Genomic DNA, 16659 nt, shown 5'->3' on the forward strand with positions numbered 1-16659 from the left:
TCGCCACGGGGCCGGGGCCACCGAAGTGGTGACGGTGAAGGGGTGCTCGCTCCCTGTCGAGGGGGCAGGGTAGTCGTAGGGGAAGTAGTTGATCATCTCCTCGACGCGCACGGCGTCGCGCGGGGGCAGCTGCCCCTCCAGGATGAACCGCCGCACGTTGGCGTACGATGCGCGGTCGACGTCGATGGAGAAGGTGGAGAGCGGGTTGGTCTCTGCGGCGAGGAAGCCGCTCTCCTCCATGTAGGCGTACTGCTCGGTGTTCCAGGCGGGATGCCGCGGATGCAGGCCGAACTGGGAGAAAGCGGCTCGCTCCGCGGGCGCCGCCATCGGTGGCGGCGCGCTGACGATCGACATGCCGCCGTCCGCGCCGGCAGCCTGCGCTGCGGTTACGGGCTCGAGCTCGACCCTCGCGGGTCGCAGTGGAATGTCGCGGCGAACCGAATCGCCGACTACGGAAACCGGCACCTCCGCCCGTTCATAACCCCGGTGGCTGGCCTCCAGAACTGCCTCCGCGCTGGCGAGCTCCGTCCGGGGGACCATCAGGAGGTACATCCCGCCGCGATCGCTGACCGTGCCGTGCGATGTACCGCGCAGCGTGACGGTGACGTTCGGGATCGGGTCTCCCGACTCGCCGTCGAGCACCCGGCCGGAGAAGGTGATGTCTGCCGCCCGCTCCTCTGGGGGCATCGCTGTGGGGACAGCGTACGCGCCCGGAATGAGCGCCAGGGCGAGCGCGGCGCCTGCGATGAGAGCGTTTCGCATGGGAGTGTCGCGGGATGCGCGTTTGTCTTGCCGGTGGGCCCTGCCGGCGGAACCGATCCTTATGACGGCTTTGGCGGCGGCAATCACACATCCACAACTCGCCTATGGCCTCCGCCCTTTCCTCAGCGCCCTCCGTGGTTCCCTGAGATCCAACTTCCTTGCTTTGTTCTGGCCTCAGCCCGAGACTGGATCAGCCAATGAGCGCCCCTGGCGGCGCTTCCCAACTCTGGCGCTTGGAAACTGGAGACCGACCATGCCTCGAATGACGCGGGGAATCTTCGCTCTGAGCCTCCTCCCTCTGGTGGCGTGCGGTGGGGATGCGGCGCCACCATCCGACAGCGCGGACACCCTCGCCACGACGACTGCCGAGGCCGGCGCCGATAGCGCCGGGCTGCAGGCGCTGATCGAGCTTCCGGCGGACTTCGGTCCGGAGGGAATCGCGATTGGTAATGGCAATACCTTCTTCGTCGGGGCGATGACCCCACCGAACGCCGGACAGATCCTGCGCGGCGACCTATCCACCGGGGAATACGAGCAGCTGGTACCGGCCCGGGGAGTTCCGGCGCTGGGCATCGCTTACCACGCCGGCTCCAACCGCATCTTCGTCGCCGGCGGCGATTCGGGCGGAGGCGCCGTCTTCGATGCGCAGAGCGGCGACGAGGTCGCGACGCTCGACCTGGGTGGATCGATGATCAACGACGTGGAGGTGACCGACGACGCGGCTTACTTTACCGATTCGGAGGAGCCGGCCCTCTACCGCGTCGCGCTGGACGCGAACGGACAGCCGGGAGAGATCACCACGCTGGAGTTGCCGGCGAATTTCGGCGAGGCGGGCTCGTGTGAGGGTGTGCCTCCCCTGGGCGGTAACGGGATCGCCGCGACGCCCGACGGGCGCTACCTCATCCTCATCCACATGAGCGAGGGGCAGCTCTACCGCTTCGACACCGAATCGGGAGAGGTCCGGCAGATCACGCTCACCGGGGGCGACGTCTGCTCCGCCGACGGGCTTCTCCTCGACGGCAACACGCTCTACGCCGTGCAGAACTTCCTGAACCAGGTCGCCGTCGTGGAGTTGGGTTCCGACTACCTGACGGGCACGATCACCAACCGCATCACCGAGCCGTTCGCCTCCAATCCGTCCACCAAAGTCCCGACGACGATCGCCGACGCGGGCGAGGCGCTGTACGCGGTGACGGCCGGGTTTGCGGACCCGGCCCCGGACTACGTGGTGCGGGTGGAGAAGGCGCAATAGAATCGCGGGCGGTTACTGCTCGCGTTGGAGTGGAGCATCACGCCGTCGGCGTGATGCTCCACAATCGTCCTGACATTTGCGGCGCACGGGCGCCGCACCTATAATGCGATCTACATTCCTCGCCAGCGGCTTGGCCCCTCCTTTCCCACCTTCGAGGAGTCCCGCCATGCGGATCACCGCGCGCATCACCTCGCTGCTCGTTCTGCTCTGCACCACCCACACCGCGGCACAGATCTCCTCTCTCGAACCGGGCGACCGGGTCCGCCTCCAGCTCGATTCGAAGGAGCAGCTGACCGGGGAGTTCGTCTCGGCCACCGACGACTCGCTGACGCTGCGGATCCACGCGGACGCCACTGCGACGACGCTACCGATCAGCGCGCTGCGGAGTCTCGAGGTGAGCCGCGGCACGCCTTCGGCCTGGAGGAGCGCGCTGAACGCCGCCGTCATCGGCGCCGGCCTCCCGGGCTCGCAGCTGGCGCTGGGGGAAGGAGCCGACGGCGGTGAATTGGGCAAACATGCTGGCTGGGGCGCCGGCTTGGGTGGAGTCGCGGGGTTCGCGCTGGGCGCGATCATCCGCGAGGAGCGCTGGTCCGCGCTGCCATTGCCGCACCGACCCGCCGGCGACGCGGCGGATAGGCTCCGCTTCCCCGCCCTGGCAATCGCCGGACGTTGGGGCGTGGTAGGCGGCCTCGCGGGTGAAGGAACGGGTGGCGGGGCCCGGGTCAGCGCGGCGCTCACGCGCCTGGGCGACAACACTCATCTGCGTGCCGAGGCCTCGTTCGAGCGTTCGACGCTGGAGAGCGGTCCTGTCGCCCGCTCCGAAGAGCTCGGAGCGATCGCCAGCCACGAAGCGATCCGTCGCTACAACTTAGGGCTCACGGTGGTCGAGAACCTCTGGTCCCTCGGCGACCGTGTCCAGCCCTACTTCACCTTTGGCCTGGGTATTCCCGGAGCCGCGTGAGCGGCGCGGTGAGATCCGCCTGCGGTCCAGCGTATCCGTGCAACGTGGGCGGAGTGGCGTACGGCTACGATTCCACTCGCAACCATCAGGGGACCTACGCCATCGGTGGCTTCGGCGTGGCGGTGAGGGTGCACGCAGTGAACACCTTCGCCGAGATCCGCTACCAAATGATCGACGACGGCGCCTACGAGCCGGGGAGGTTTGTCCCGCTATCGCTGGGCCTCTCGTTCTGAGGAGACCTGCGACCAGGCGTGCACCACCCCACCAGGATGGACTGACGTTCGAGCGCCGAGCCCGGGCAGGCATTCCCCACCCGAGCTGTCCCAGCGATGAGGCGTGTGCGCCTTGCGGCTGTATCCTCCCGGGCAGAGGCGGTGGTCCCCGCGCTGCTCCTTGCGGCGATCGCTGGCTGCACTCGATCTTCCGCGAACCAGGCGGCAGACGAGTCGATCCTCGTCCTCCCGCACGTCCACCTGATCGACGGCACGGGCGATCCGGTCCAGCGCGACGTCACCATCCTCGTGCGGGATGGTCTGATCACCGAGATTCTCCCTGCCTCAGTCTCGGATGATGCGATTCCGCCCGGAGCGACCCGACTGCCGGTGGAGGGTCGCTTCGTCATACCCGGCCTGATCGACTCGCACGTGCACCTCGCCACCTTCGACCGTGGCAACATCCTCCCGGTACTGCTGCGTCGCACCCTGGAGGGAGGCGTGACGACCGTGCGGGACATGGGCGGAAACACGCGCGAGGTCGCACGTCACGCGCGGCGCGCCGCCGAGGACACCGCGGCCTCCCCGCGCATCTACTTCTCGGCCGTCGTCGCCGGTCCGCGCTGGTTCGCCACCTACGATACGACTCGCCTGCGTTACTGGTCCGGGGACGATCCCCCTGGCCAGGCGCCCGGAGTTCGCCTCCTGGAGGATGATTCCGGGATCGCCGCGATCGTGGAGGAAGCGCGGCAGCTCGGGGCGACAGGGGTGAAGGTCTACGCTGACCTCCCACCTGCGCGAGTTGCCGCGCTCACCACCGCTGCGCACCGGGCAGGACTTCGGGTATGGGCACACGTGGTGGTGCCCCCTGCCCGGCCCGAGCAGCTGGTCGCGGTAGGGGTGGACGTCCTCAGCCACGCCGATCAGCTGGTCTGGACGGGGGCTCCCCGGAGTGTAGACCTCTGGAGCCGGGAGGATCGCAGCGAGCTACTGCGAGCCGTGGATCCGGAAGTGGCGACGCAGCTCAGGCAGCTCTTCCAGGACATGGTGCGGCGAGGAACACTCTTCGAGCCGACCCTGCTGGTCATGCAGATGAACGCCCCGCCCGGGACGGATGCTGCCGCGCTGGACACGCTGCCCTTCTGGGCGGTGCGGGCGGCCCGGACGGCGCACGCCGCGGGCGTGCCCATCGTGGCGGGGACGGACGCAATCGGCGCCGAGACGCCGAACCTCCATTCAGAGCTGCAATTGCTGGTGCGCCAGGTAGGAATGACGCCGCTCGAGGCGTTGCGCGCCGCCACGGTGAATGCCGCGAGGGCGCTGGGCGCCCAGGACTCGCTCGGCCGCGTCGCGCCCGGCATGCTCGCGGACCTGGTGGTGCTCCGCGCCGATCCCAGCGAAGACATCCGCAACACGCAGACGATCGAGCTCGTTGTGCGGGGAGGTCGCGTCTACCGCCGTGAAGGCGCGTGGGAAACGCCCGTGGGCGCGGAACCGCCACCCCGGTAGAGGCCCCGATTCAGTACTCGAGACACCCTCTGCTACGAACCCGACCCGGCACGGCATCCAATCGATGCCGAAGCGCTGAACCTGCCTCGCATGGGGGATCGGTGCGTGGTCGCCTCCGCGACCTCCGTGGTTTCGCCGTAGCTACCGTCTCAGCTCCGCAGCGACGGATCGTGACGTGGTTTGATCATTCCAGGACCAGTCGCGACGGTCCGGGGGGAATGTTCGGGTCCCGCGGCCGCGGCCGACGGCAGCACGCCCGCCGGGCAGTTGCGTACCTCCTGGTCGTATTCCGGTGCCAGATCGACCTTGGTGAGGTCGGGCCGGAAGAAGAGCGCGACCGTCCAGTCGAGGGCGATGCGGATTCGCGTCTCCCAGCGGGGCATCTGGAAGAGGTAATAGGTGCGGCGCAGCCACCACGCGGGGAAGCCGGTGAGGTGAAGCCCCCGGACGTCGGCGGCCGCGCGGGTGTGTCCGAAGGCCGCCATGGTGCCGAGCGATCGGTACGTGAACGGGGTCGGCGTGCCGCCGATTGCCGCCGCGTGGACGTTCCGGGCCACCGCCCTCGCCTGCCGGACCGCGTGCTGGGCGAGGGGAGGATAGCGCTGACCCTCCGGATCCGGGATCGACGCGCAGTCGCCGATCGCCCAGACATTGGGGTGGCTCACGCTGCGCATCGTCGGGTCCGTCACGATCCGCCTCCGCCGGTCGCGCTCGACTTCGATCGCCGCGCTGGCGGGACTGGGGACGATGCCGGCGGCGAGCACCACCGTGTCCGCCGCAATGAAGTTGCCCTCCGCCCTTACGCCTCCCGGTTCGATCGCCTCCACCGGGGTGGAGAGGTGAAGCTGCGCGCCGCGCCTCTCGAGCAGCCGCTGCGCGTACCCCGCAATGTGGGGCGTCGCCTCGGGGAGCAGCCGCTCTCCCGCCTCGAACAGGTGGAAGCTGAGCTCCTCGCGCCGGATCCCCGGATAATAGCGGAGGATGTCGGCCGCGAAGGCGGTCAGTTCGCCGAGCAGCTCGGTGCCGACCAGCCCCCCGCCGATGATCACCACGGTGAGCTGCTCCCGTCGCCGCTGCGGATCGGTCTCGATGTCCGCCCGCTCGAAGCGCTCGATGAGATGGTTGCGGAGCAGGAGCGCGTCGGCGACGGTTTTGAACGTCCGGGCGTGCTCCGAACCGGGGATGAGTTGGAGGTTGGTGGTGGCGCCGAGGGCCACGACCAGGTGATCGTACGACAGCTCGTGCACCCCGCCCTCGGCGGCCACCGCGCGGACCGTCCGCCGCTCCGGATCGACCGCATCCACCGTGGCCTCGATGAAGCGCGTGCGGCGCAGGCAGGGGCGGATCGGCTGCGCGCAGTGGCGGAAATCGAGCACCCCCGAGCAGGCCTCGAAGAGGAGCGGGGTGAGGAGGAAGAAGTTGTCGCGGCTGACCAGTGTGATCTCCGCGGTCGAGCCGAAGAGCCGCTCGAGGTGGATGGCCGCCGCCAAGCCGCCGACTCCGCCGCCCAAGATGAGGACGCGGGTGGGATTGCCTGAGGACCTGGATACGCCTGTAGATATGGGCATGGCTCGCCTCTCAGCCAGAAGTCAGTGAGAAATGGGCGGCGCCACACCTCCCGGCGAAAAGCTCCCACCACCGGACAGGCACGTTCCAGATCCACGAACAATACCTGAGCGACAAGCCGCGGTTCGGGAGCAATCCCCCTTCCCCTCCCTGTTGCCGTCCAGGAACAAGACGGCCGATCGAGTCCGTCTGTGACGGGACGGGTTTGGCCCGATATTCGAGCCGCATCCGAGCGTACCCATCGTTGGGCAGGGCGAGCGCGTCCGCAAGTGGCAAGGAGCCGAGCGAGGACCGGAAGCTCACCTCCTTTCAACTGCAGCGCGGGTCGCGTTCAGCGACCGCGCATCGCAGTCCGGCACGGGGCGCATGGCCTGCGCTCCAGGGTACCGGCCGCCGCGCGACTCCACAAAACCCACATACCAGCCACGCCACGTTACGGACAGCCCGGGACGGTTACCTTTCGTATGGGTGGCGTAAATGAGTAAGGGCACGGGCTCTCCACCGCGAAGAGACTCAACTCCCTCGAAAAATCTCACCCCCGCGGCACCAAAGGCTACCTGTCCCTGTGCATTAACAGTAGGTAGCGCTGACTCCAAATGAACCAGCGGTACGGGAGCTAGAATTGCGAAGTCCAAAGAGGAGATCAGATGTGTCATGGTTGCAGGTGTTTGCGATTTCGGATCCCGCGACGCTGCCCGGCTAGCGGGCACTCGGGAGCCGTCTCGAATTTCCTTGTGCCGCGTGTTTCGGGAGGTATATTCCTCCGCAGTCTCTCCGTCGCTCCCACCAAGCGACTCCGCACTGCCGTGCGGCTGCCCGACTCCCGTTCCACCCTCCACCGGCGCTTCCGCCTACCCGCGCCGCCTCGTCGACTCCCGAAGCGTTCTCCGTTCTACGCGGCACCTGCCGGCCGCATAGACACCGAAGCCAGTGCCCGACCGGCAGGAACGGACCCCGACGAGCGTAGCCACCCGGCCGCTCCGGCCGCCGCATGCAGAGACGCTCGTCCCCCGCGTTCTCCTCGAACCATCGGAGTCCACGTGACCACCCACGGCTACGCCACCCGCGCTCCTGACGCTCGGCTCGAGCCCTTCGAGTTCGAGCGCCGCGCCCTGCGCCCTCGCGACGTGCAGATCGAGATCGACCACTGCGGTGTCTGTCACACGGACATCCACTTCGCCCGGAATGATTGGGGGTTCACGCAGTACCCGTGCGTTCCCGGCCACGAGATCGTTGGCCGCGTCACTGCGGTCGGTCCGGAGGTGAAGAAGCACCAGGTAGGAGACCTCGTGGGTGTCGGCTGCTTCGTCGATTCCTGCGGAACCTGCGAGAGCTGTCGACAGGGGAAGGAGAACCACTGCGAGGCTGGCGTGCTCTACACCTATTCCTGGATCGATTCGGACGGCTCGGTGACCATGGGCGGGTACTCGACCGACATCGTGGTGGACGAACACTTCGTCTTCCGCATCCCACCGGGCCTGGATGCCGCAGCCGCCGCTCCCCTGCTCTGTGCCGGGATCACCACCTATTCGCCGCTACGACACCTACAGGTGGGGGAAGGCGACTCGATCGCGATCCTGGGACTGGGTGGACTTGGTCACATGGCAGTTCAGTTCGCCGCCGCTATGGGTGCGGAGGTGACCGTACTGAGCCGCTCGCTGGAGAAGGCGACGGACGCGGCCAGACTCGGCGCTCACGACTTCGTCGACACTCGCGAAGCCGACTCCCTGGCCCGACACGCGGGTCGTTTCCGCTACATCATCGATACGCTGGCCGTCGGGCATGACCTCGGTTCCGCGCTTGCCTGTCTCAAGCCAGGCGGCACGCTGGTGATGCTGGGCGCTGCTCCCACACCGCTGAGCCTGGCAACCGTCCCGCTGGTCTTCGGTCGGCGTGGGGTGATCGGCTCACTGGTGGGCGGCGTTCCGGAAACGCAGGAGATGCTCGATTTCTGCGGAGCGCGCGGCATCGTCTCCGAGATCGAGCCGATCGCACCCACCGATATCAACGATGCCTTCGAGCGAGTGCTGAGCGGAGACGTGAAATACCGTTTCGTGATCGACTGCCAGCAGATGCGGATGGGCGCGGAACCAGTGCCGCTTCCGGTTTGAGCGCCTCGCACCGGCTCAATGCCAACCGGATCAACACCCCGATGCCGGCTGCGCGACATCGGGGTGTTCCTTACAGGACGACCGCGGGCAGCAATATCCCCAGGGCAAGCGCGACATCGCTGCCGCAGCTTGATGGTCACAAAGCAGGTTCCCGCACGTGTAGTGGACTCCTTCGGCGGCCGTCATCCAACCACCGATGTCGGCCGGGTCGCTCTCGCGCGCAGTGGCGCTGGTGTAGATGACGCCCGCAAAGGCCCCGAGCACGACGCCACCCACCGTCCAGAGGACGCGCTGATGGCCGCGGCTGACCTCCACCTGCTCGGTTTCACTCCATTGAATGGTCTCTCCGGGTCGGCCCTCGTCGTCCAGGAGCGTCAGAGACTCGGAATCGACCGAGTGCAGGCGACCGGTCCAGCGGGACAACTGCGGAATGGTGATTCTCACGCGAACACCAGGCTCCAGGAGAGCATCCAGTGCGTCGTCCTGCTGTTGCGCCGCGAGGGGAGTCGCCGAGCTCAACAGCACCAGAAGGATGAGGGAGGGCCTCAATGATTCCTTCCTGGAAGGGGGGGACAGCTGACGGAAGATCGACGCGGCGAGCTCTGCCTGGCATCAACGCCCTGTGGCGATGGACCCCGGGTCGGCAGTACAGGCGCAGCGGACGGCTGCAGGCGGGGTGGTGGCCGGGTTGATCGAGGCGAAGACACACATGCGCGGCCAGGTCGTCCAGGTCGTCGCTACGGACGACACCGCGATGTTGTACACCAACTTCGACGGCTCATCACTGGGTGAGGACGGGCGGTCGATCCCGATCGAGCAGAAGGCGATCGAGATCCTGCGCCGTCGGCCCGACGGTACCCGGGGACTCATCATCGGCGATCCCATCGGCCGCGAACGCTGAGGCCTCACGCCGCTTTTCCCGCTCCTATCGCGGGCCGCCTCGCGCAGAATCCGAACGGCCGTCGCCCGTCCACCTTTGAATGGTGGGCTCCAAATGATGATCCGGATGCGCGGCATCGGATTGCCGTTCTGCGGGCGCGACCTACATTGCGATCACCTCGTGTTGCGTGCCCATCTCCCGTCAGATCTCGACTCGTCATGCACCTCGACAGCATTCGCATGAGCGGGCGGCGCCTCACCTTGCTGGCGCTCGCAATCGCGCTGGCCGCCCTTGCCACTGCCCTGCCCGCGGCCGCCTCCGCACTGGCGTCGGACTCCACCGTACGCCTTGCCGACGTGATGATGCGCGACGCCGCCGTCCTCCCGGACCCGGCGACGGGAACGTATTACATCGTCGCCTCGGCCCGCGTACCCGGGGGAGGAGTTCGCGCCTATACCAGTAAGGACCTGGTGAACTGGGAGGGGCCGCACATCATCTACCGCGTGCCCGAGGAGATGTGGGGAGAGGAGGTGCAGATCCGCAGCGTCTGGGCGCCGGAGATGCACAAATACAACGGCAAGTACTACCTCTTCCTCACCTTCGACTCGACCTGGGAGCTACCCGAGCAGTGGGACGGGTGGTTCACCTGGCCACCTCGAGTCCGGCGAGGCACGCAGATCCTCATCAGTGACAATCCGCTGGGCCCGTTCCGCGCCTTCTCTAACGAGTCCACCCTGCCGGCGGACATGATGACGCTGGACGGGACGCTGTGGGTGGAGGATGGGGTTCCCTACATGGTCTTCTGCCACGAGTGGGTGCAGATCGTCGACGGGGCGGTCTCCATGGTCCAGTTGAAGCCCGACCTGTCTGGCATCGTGGGTGAGCCGAAGGTGCTCTTCCGCGGCAGCGCCGCGCCCTGGGCGCGCAATGACCCGCCGCACCGCGCCTGGGTGACCGACGCCCCCTGGCTCTATCGCAGCCGCTCGGGCAAGCTCTTCATGCTCTGGTCGGCGTATGGTGAGGGAGGCTATACCGTAGGCCTTGCGGTCTCCGAATCGGGCAAGCTCGAGGGCCCGTGGGTCCAGCAACCCGAACCGATCTACGAAGACGACGGCGGCCACGCGATGCTCTTCCGCACTTTCAACGGCAAGCTGATGATGACGCTGCACTCGCCCAACTCCGGCCCGAACCAGCGCATCCACTTCTTCGAGGTGGAAGACACCGGGGAGACGCTGCGCATCGTGCGCAGGTTCACTCCAGAGGCGTAGGCTGAATGGGGTTGGGAAATTACGAATTACGAATTACGAATTTCATGACCGACCCTGTCATCCTGACCAAGCGAAGCATCGCCCGCAGGTCCAGTGCCTGACCGCGATCCTTCACTCCGCCCCGGCGGGCTCCGCTCAGGATGACAAACCCCGTAATTCGTAATTCGCAATTCGTAATTCCTCAGGCGACGCGATGTAGCTTGATCGGATACGTTTTGTCCGCGTTCCACTGGCAGACGTAGAGGTTCTTCTCGTCGTCGACGCAGACGTCGTGGCAGTGCTTGAAGATGGGCACCTCCTGCACCATCAGCTGCAGCTCGCCGTCGCGGTACTCAGGCGCCGTGCCCGCGGGGTTGGAGACCACCCGATTCTTCCCATCCAGGATGGTGACGAAGCCGGAGTTGGGGGTCTGGTTGAGGTAGCGAAGGCGCGACCAGCAGACACCCGAGTAGACGTTCTCACCGTCGATGACGGGCCGGCACACGTACGCACCGGGCAGGAAGACGGTCGACAGATACTGACCGTCGAGGGTGAAGTACTTGAAGGAGTTGTGCGCCCGTGAGGTGATCAGCAGCCTCGGCCCGCTCGGATCCCGGTAGTCGACCGTGATTCCGTGCGGGGTCTGGAACTGATCGTCCGCGTCGCCGCGCCCTCCAAACTTGCGGATAAACTCCCCGTTCTGGTCGTACTGGAGGATCCAGTGCGAGCCGTAGCCGTCGGCGACGTAGATGTCCCCGTTCGGCCCGATCGCCGTTTCGGTCGGCTGGAAGCGGTCTTCCTCAGCGTACTCGCCGATCCTGCTCGGGTGCTCGATGGTGAGCAGGATCCGCCCGTCCAGCGTGGTCTTCGCCACCTTGCCCCCCGGCGGATCGGTGATGAAGAGGAACTCCTCGCCGCCCGCGTTCCAGAGCGTCAGCCCGTGCGCGCCGGGGAATTCCGTTCCCCAGCGCTCGAGCAGCTTCCCTCCCTTATCGTAGACGATGACGTTGTTGCGCGGCTCGTCGGTGACCATGATCAGCCGCCCGCGCGAGTCCATCACCATCTCGTGGCAGTTGTTGACCGGCGTCCGTGCCGGATCGAGGTCCCCCCAGCCGATCTCCGCCCGATAGCGGAAGTCCCCGTGCCCCAGGATCTGGTCCGAGAGCTTCGGCCGGGAGCGGTTGACGTAGAAGCGGAAACCGGGAGCGATCAGGGACGTGCCCGCCAGGATGGCGGATCGGCGAACGAAATCACGACGGGACCAGCGATGATCGTCCATGGTGGGAAGCGTGCGTTGGGTGGTGGGTCAGGTCGAGTAGCCGCCGTCACCGGTTCGGCATCAGCCCCTCTTCCATCTCCGGCGAAGGGGCACAGGATCGTACGGTCGTCGCCCGCTTACCCTGCGGCGCCTCTCCCCATCGCGCAAGGAAGGCGTCGATGAAATCCTGCGCCTGCTCCGGCTCGACCAACGATTCGAGGGATGCCCCCGGGCGTAATGCCACCCATGCCCGGCCGTCAAACCTGGAACGGGCGGCGCATCTGCCTCCGGGTGCGCGCGGCTCCTCCACCGAGGGAATGGGCTGCCGGCACGAGGATCAATTCATTTTCGGGTGGCATTGAAGTAATACGCCACCCCGGCCACCGCTGGCGATTCCAGGGCTATTCCCAGACCCTTCAGTTGCAGCAGATCGAAAATGTATTCGACCGGATAGTGCGTTAGGAGCAGAAGGAGCGGGGCCGGCAGGCACCAGCACGCAACCAGGGCCACCGCGAACAGGAGGGTCTCGAGCTCTGTGTCGGCCTGACTGTTCCTGCCGCGCTTGTCGAACAGGAAGGCTGCCATGACGCTCAACAGCGGCATGTAGATAGTCACCGCCGAGGTGAGCGAATCACGCATCACGGGACCGCTGATGGCACCTCCGCGGCCAATGTAGAACAGGGACAGGATGCAGCCGATGAAGCTGCAAAATACGAACAGCATCAGGATGACTCGTCCCGTCCTCCGATCGATCGCCCGCATCATAAGCAGGCGGAGGCTGATGGAAACCACCCGGCTATGGTTTGAGCGAGCGCAGGCGCGGCAGACGTACCGGCGGACACGCTCCACGGCGTTTCGCGAACGCCGCGCTGCTGGCGAATCCACGAGAGAGACACCGCCGTGCACTGATCGTTGTTGTTGCCAGGTCCTATGCGAAGTAGATAGGCGGTGCGGCGTTCGATCCTCTCTCCTGCGCGGCGAGCCTCCGGCACGAACCACGTCACGAGGTACAGAGCGTCGTCTCGCACCAGGTTGTGAGTGGGGATTCCCAGTCTCGAAAGCCTGGATGCCACCAAGGCCGCGACTTCCGACGCCGGATCCGTAGATCCCCAGGTTAATCCGCCGGGGGGAAACTCTTCGATTGCGGGGACCTCTCCTTCGCGCAGCAGCGTGGCGAGCACGCTCGTGTTCCATGCGGTCGCAGGTCCCGCCGGCGCGATCGACGGCATCGTAGCTCCGGGCTGCACGTTCTGGAGCCAGTATTCGTATATCCGACTCACCTCGGAGTCCTGCCAGTAGGTGCTCAAGGTGGCGCGGAGGGCCTCCTCTTCTCGAGGGGCTTCGGCTTCGACGGTCTGCCCTTGCGCCTGGGCGACAGCGGACCACGATCGGATGATGATCGTGGCAGCGACGATCCACCCCGCGCGAAGCGCGAGGCGCACATGGTTGCGGTGGTTTGCAGGGGATGCCATGGGAGTGGGAGCGGGGAGTCACGGAACAAGCAGGAGGGACTACGCAGCCGCCATCACAATTATTGGCCGGTTACTCGGGCAGTGCAACTTTGTTGTCGGAAGACCCGCGAGGCGAATCGGGACACACCTGGCGGTCGAGCAACGCCGCTCAGCGAGGTTAGCCCTGAAGCACGACGGATTCTGCTGGAGCTCCGACGGGTCTAGCAGGCTCTGCGTATCATCGGGCAGCCGGGTCGCAGTCTGCTCGACATCGCGCAGTCGGGCGGGCGGTAATGGGTACGGTAGACCCCGCCTCAGGAAGGATCTTCGCTTCGCGCCGAGGGGATCTGACGAGCGGAATCTCGGGACGTGTGCGAAGCAGATCACCGAGAAGGCTCGGAAGAAGCCGGCTCTCGCAGGTGCCCGGTTGTCGCTCCGACCGCACCGGGCGACCTTACGGGAAGCGAGCGGCACCCTGTCACTAGGAAGGATCTCATGCGGATACTCGCCGGAACGAGCGGCTGGCAGTACAAGGAGTGGAAGGGGAGCTTCTATCCGGAGAACATGTCCACAGACGGCATGCTGGAGTACTATGCCGCCCGTTTCAGCACGGTGGAGGTCAACAACACCTTTTACCGCATGCCGAAGGAGAGCGTGCTGCGTGCCTGGGCCGAGGCCGTACCGGAGGGCTTCACCTTCGTGCTCAAGGCATCCCAGCGGATCACCCACTATGCCCGCCTGCGCGACGAGGCGTTGGATCCGCTGAATTACCTGCTCCGGGCCGCGGCCTCCTTCGGCAATCGGCTGGGTCCGCTGCTCTTTCAGCTCCCTCCGAACCTGCGCCGCCTTCGAGTTCCGGCACCCTTCGTGGTTTGAGGATGACGAGGTGCTCGAAGTGCTGCGGGCGCACGACGTGGCGCTCTGCGTGGCGAATACCAACGAGGAAGAGACGCCGCTGCATGCAACCGCCAGCTACGGCTATCTCCGCCTGCGCAAGGAGGCCTACGAAGAAGGCGAGCTGGAGTCGTGGGCCGAGCGGATCCAGGCGCAGCCGTGGACGGAAGCGTACGTCTTCTTCAAGCACGAAGACGAGGGTACGGGCCCCAAGCTCGCGGCGAGATTTCTGGAGATCTGCGGCGTGAAGCGGTGAGGATGCTCCCCTGGAAGGCGGTCGTCCCCACGGACAGGCCGCGGCACGGCATGGGCGCTCGACGGTACCGATCACCACCGGCGCGGGTGCACGGACCGGCGTCGGGCGTGAGGAGGGTGCATTGGCCTGTTTGATCGGCACTGGACGTGCTGCCGAGGCAAAGCTTGAGTTTCTCTCGTAATTCGCAGCTTCCTCCAGAGGAGGTCCCGAGATGAGGACATACAACAAAAATCCCGAGGCACTGTCGCAGCTGACGCCAGAACAGTACCGGGTCACGCGGGAAGACGGCACGGAACGACCGTTTCAGAACGAATACTGGGACAACAAGGAGCCGGGGATCTATGTCGACGTGGTCTCGGGCGAACCGCTATTCGCCTCGGTCGACAAGTTCGACAGCGGCACTGGTTGGCCGAGTTTCACGAAGCCCCTGGAACCGGCGAACGTGGTCGAGAAGGTCGACCAGTCCCACGGAATGATCCGCACCGAGGTCCGCTCCAAGCACGGCGACAGCCATCTGGGCCATCTGTTTCCGGACGGACCGGCGGACAAGGGAGGTATGCGTTATTGCATGAACTCGGCGTCCCTCCGGTTCATTCATCGTGATCAACTCGAGAGCGAGGGCTACGCCGAATACCTCTCTCTGTTCACGAGCGACAGCAGCCCTGACGGTCCGACGGGTACGAAGTAGTCGCCGTTCAGAGCGGCCATGATGCCAGTGGCCAGCGCTGCCACCTCGTACGAGCCCACGGCGCCCGGGTCGCGCCGCTTCGGCGCATCCGCTCGAGCCGTCCGCCTGCCGCGGAAGGACATCAGCCCGGGCGAAACGACCCACTACTGCCCCTGTTACCCCTCCAGAAGACGAGGCCGATGATCAAGGCGAAATCCAGCTCGTTCGGCGTCCTGATCCATGCGGCGCAGCTCGCGGTTGTCCTAGTCGCGTCTGCCGCATGCGCACCGGGAGATGAGCCGCGGAGTGCCGAAGCGACCGAGCAGGTTGCGGGCGCCGAACAGCACTACCTCTACGTCGCGGTACCGGGCGTCCGTAGATACCTCGAGTTTGGCGGTCACGGCCTGCTGGTTTTCGACATCGAGAACGATCACCGCTTCGTCAAGCGGATCCCGGTCGCCGGGTTGCTGCGCAAGGAGGCCACCTTCCCCTCGATGACTCCCCCGGGTCAGCCTTCCAACGTGAAGGGAATCGCCGCCAGCGTGGCGACGAACAGCGTCTACATCAGCAACCTCGAGACGATGCAGCGCATCGACGTGGGTACGGAGCGCGTCGTCTGGGAGCACGAGTACGAGGGTGGCGTCGACCGCATCGCCATCTCGCCCGATGGCACGCTGATCTACGCCCCCAGCCTCGAGGGGGAGCACTGGAATGTCGTGGATGCGGAAACGGGAGAGGTGATCACGCAGCTCTTCAGCGGCAACTCGGGGGCACACAACACCATCTACTCACTGGACGGCACACGGGTGTACCTGGCGGGCCTCCGCTCGCCGACCCTCGGGGTCGTGGATCCCCGGACGCACACGGTCATCCGTCAGGTCGGCCCCTTCAGCGCTCCGATCCGCCCATTCACCATCAACGGATCGCAGACGCTCGTGTACGCGAACGTGAACGGCCTGCTGGGCTTCGAGATCGGAGACCTGCGGACGGGAGAGTTCCTGCATCGTATCGATGTCACGGAGCAGGGATTCGAGGCGAAGACACCGCTGCGGCACGGCGTCTATAGTCACGGCGTCGGCCTGACCCCCGATGAGATGGAAGTCTGGGTGGTCGACGGGGCAAACGAGCGCGTCCACATCTACGACAACACCGTCATGCCGCCGCGGTACGTCGACAGCATCAAGCTGAGGGCACAGCCGGGGTGGATCACCTTCAGCATGGACGGCCGATATGCCTATCCGTCGACCGGGGAGGTGATCGACGTGGCGACGCGGCAGGTCGTCACGCACCTGACGGACGAGCACGGCGTGATCGTACAGAGCGAAAAGATGGTCGAGGCCTTCCTGCGCGACGGCAAGATCGTCAAGGTCGGGGATCAGTTCGGTCTGGGACGGGTGACGGACTGAGGTCACGACGGTTGCTCTCCTCTGGACGGCCAATAGGAGCGCTGTTCAGAGGGAGTGGCCCCTCAGGCCTTTTCGAATGTGCGCGCGCTCCAGAACGGCGGAATGCAGAGGGTCACTGAGGATTGCGCAGAGGGCGCACGGAGGCCGCTGGTAGGTTCGCCTCAAACACCATGGATTTGGTGGCGGCGGTTCTCCAGAAGTCGATTTTCCCCTCGGTTGAGAGGACA

Annotated in this window: 16 protein-coding genes and 1 pseudogene; 10 read left to right on the forward strand and 7 right to left on the reverse strand. The window is 66.0% G+C overall.

The features are described from left to right. Positions 1-762: von Willebrand factor type A domain-containing protein (locus VF167_07985; protein HEX6925355.1), on the reverse strand; the 762-nt coding region annotated here is incomplete at its 3' end. Between the two features lie 253 nt (positions 763-1015). On the opposite strand from VF167_07985, the gene VF167_07990 reads away from it, so the two are divergent. From VF167_07990 to VF167_08005, 4 genes are all read left to right on the forward strand, one after another. After that, on the forward strand, positions 1016-2014 hold the full coding sequence (locus tag VF167_07990; GenBank protein ID HEX6925356.1) for a hypothetical protein: 999 nt from the start codon (positions 1016-1018) through the stop codon (positions 2012-2014). Between the two features lie 166 nt (positions 2015-2180). After that, positions 2181-2975 (forward strand): hypothetical protein, encoded by a 795-nt coding sequence (locus VF167_07995; GenBank protein ID HEX6925357.1) that lies wholly within the window; start codon positions 2181-2183, stop codon positions 2973-2975. A 44-nt stretch (positions 2976-3019) separates the two neighbouring features. Further along, positions 3020-3208: a hypothetical protein gene (locus VF167_08000; GenBank protein ID HEX6925358.1), complete on the forward strand. Its 189-nt coding sequence runs from the start codon at positions 3020-3022 to the stop codon at positions 3206-3208. 96 nt (positions 3209-3304) lie between these two features. Then, on the forward strand, positions 3305-4696 hold the full coding sequence (locus VF167_08005) for an amidohydrolase family protein (protein ID HEX6925359.1): 1392 nt from the start codon (positions 3305-3307) through the stop codon (positions 4694-4696). A 149-nt stretch (positions 4697-4845) separates the two neighbouring features. On the opposite strand, the gene VF167_08010 is transcribed toward VF167_08005, so the two are convergent. Further along, the gene (locus tag VF167_08010) at positions 4846-6264 is read right to left on the reverse strand and encodes an NAD(P)/FAD-dependent oxidoreductase (GenBank protein ID HEX6925360.1); all 1419 of its coding nucleotides are present in this window, start codon (positions 6262-6264) and stop codon (positions 4846-4848) included. A gap of 1038 nt (positions 6265-7302) precedes the next feature. Between VF167_08010 and VF167_08015 the strand changes: the two genes are divergently transcribed. Beyond that, positions 7303-8373, forward strand: coding sequence for an NAD(P)-dependent alcohol dehydrogenase (locus VF167_08015; GenBank protein HEX6925361.1), 1071 nt, complete (start codon positions 7303-7305; stop codon positions 8371-8373). 30 nt (positions 8374-8403) lie between these two features. On the opposite strand, the gene VF167_08020 is transcribed toward VF167_08015, so the two are convergent. Further along, positions 8404-8922, reverse strand: a complete 519-nt coding sequence (locus VF167_08020) for a hypothetical protein (GenBank protein ID HEX6925362.1) — start codon at positions 8920-8922, stop codon at positions 8404-8406. Between the two features lie 79 nt (positions 8923-9001). On the opposite strand from VF167_08020, the gene VF167_08025 reads away from it, so the two are divergent. Together VF167_08025 and VF167_08030 are read left to right on the forward strand one after the other, a co-directional pair. Next, positions 9002-9274, forward strand: coding sequence for a hypothetical protein (locus VF167_08025; GenBank protein HEX6925363.1), 273 nt, complete (start codon positions 9002-9004; stop codon positions 9272-9274). Positions 9275-9471: 197 nt separating this feature from the next. After that, a complete protein-coding gene (locus VF167_08030) occupies positions 9472-10521 on the forward strand; it encodes a glycoside hydrolase family 43 protein (protein ID HEX6925364.1) in 1050 nt (349 codons plus the stop codon). Between the two features lie 181 nt (positions 10522-10702). Here VF167_08030 and VF167_08035 read toward each other — a convergent pair whose 3' ends face one another. The 4 genes from VF167_08035 to VF167_08050 form a co-directional block, all read right to left on the reverse strand. Further along, entirely contained in the window at positions 10703-11779 is a 1077-nt protein-coding gene (locus VF167_08035; protein HEX6925365.1) for a hypothetical protein, read from the reverse strand. Positions 11780-11825: 46 nt separating this feature from the next. Continuing rightward, positions 11826-12002 (reverse strand): hypothetical protein, encoded by a 177-nt coding sequence (locus VF167_08040; protein ID HEX6925366.1) that lies wholly within the window; start codon positions 12000-12002, stop codon positions 11826-11828. Positions 12003-12100: 98 nt separating this feature from the next. Beyond that, complete coding sequence (locus tag VF167_08045; protein ID HEX6925367.1) at positions 12101-12481, reverse strand: hypothetical protein; 381 nt, start codon at positions 12479-12481, stop codon at positions 12101-12103. A 38-nt stretch (positions 12482-12519) separates the two neighbouring features. Beyond that, positions 12520-13230 (reverse strand): hypothetical protein, encoded by a 711-nt coding sequence (locus VF167_08050; protein ID HEX6925368.1) that lies wholly within the window; start codon positions 13228-13230, stop codon positions 12520-12522. A 558-nt stretch (positions 13231-13788) separates the two neighbouring features. Between VF167_08050 and VF167_08055 the strand changes: the two are divergent. The 3 genes and pseudogenes from VF167_08055 (at position 13789) to VF167_08065 (ending at position 16432) form a co-directional block, all read left to right on the forward strand. Then, positions 13789-14359, forward strand: a pseudogene (locus VF167_08055) (DUF72 domain-containing protein). 211 nt (positions 14360-14570) lie between these two features. After that, positions 14571-15047, forward strand: coding sequence for a peptide-methionine (R)-S-oxide reductase MsrB (gene msrB, locus VF167_08060; protein ID HEX6925369.1), 477 nt, complete (start codon positions 14571-14573; stop codon positions 15045-15047). Between the two features lie 179 nt (positions 15048-15226). Next, positions 15227-16432, forward strand: coding sequence for a hypothetical protein (locus VF167_08065; protein HEX6925370.1), 1206 nt, complete (start codon positions 15227-15229; stop codon positions 16430-16432). Positions 16433-16659: the final 227 nt, after the last annotated feature.

It is taken from the genome of Longimicrobiaceae bacterium, from assembly GCA_036375715.1.
GTDB lineage: Bacteria > Gemmatimonadota > Gemmatimonadetes > Longimicrobiales > Longimicrobiaceae > DASVBS01.

What these genes read in the sequence shown, in the direction of transcription:
- VF167_07990 (HEX6925356.1), top strand. Translation starts at nt 1,016, where the DNA reads ATGCCTCGAATGACGCGGGGAATCTTCGCTCTGAGCCTCCTCCCTCTG.
- VF167_07995 (HEX6925357.1), top strand. Translation starts at nt 2,181, where the DNA reads ATGCGGATCACCGCGCGCATCACCTCGCTGCTCGTTCTGCTCTGCACC.
- VF167_08005 (HEX6925359.1), top strand. Translation starts at nt 3,305, where the DNA reads ATGAGGCGTGTGCGCCTTGCGGCTGTATCCTCCCGGGCAGAGGCGGTG.
- VF167_08010 (HEX6925360.1), bottom strand. Translation starts at nt 6,264, where the DNA reads ATGCCCATATCTACAGGCGTATCCAGGTCCTCAGGCAATCCCACCCGC.
- VF167_08025 (HEX6925363.1), top strand. Translation starts at nt 9,002, where the DNA reads ATGGACCCCGGGTCGGCAGTACAGGCGCAGCGGACGGCTGCAGGCGGG.
- VF167_08030 (HEX6925364.1), top strand. Translation starts at nt 9,472, where the DNA reads ATGCACCTCGACAGCATTCGCATGAGCGGGCGGCGCCTCACCTTGCTG.
- VF167_08035 (HEX6925365.1), bottom strand. Translation starts at nt 11,779, where the DNA reads ATGGACGATCATCGCTGGTCCCGTCGTGATTTCGTTCGCCGATCCGCC.
- VF167_08045 (HEX6925367.1), bottom strand. Translation starts at nt 12,481, where the DNA reads ATGCTGTTCGTATTTTGCAGCTTCATCGGCTGCATCCTGTCCCTGTTC.
- VF167_08050 (HEX6925368.1), bottom strand. Translation starts at nt 13,230, where the DNA reads ATGGCATCCCCTGCAAACCACCGCAACCATGTGCGCCTCGCGCTTCGC.
- msrB (HEX6925369.1), top strand. Translation starts at nt 14,571, where the DNA reads ATGAGGACATACAACAAAAATCCCGAGGCACTGTCGCAGCTGACGCCA.
- VF167_08065 (HEX6925370.1), top strand. Translation starts at nt 15,227, where the DNA reads ATGATCAAGGCGAAATCCAGCTCGTTCGGCGTCCTGATCCATGCGGCG.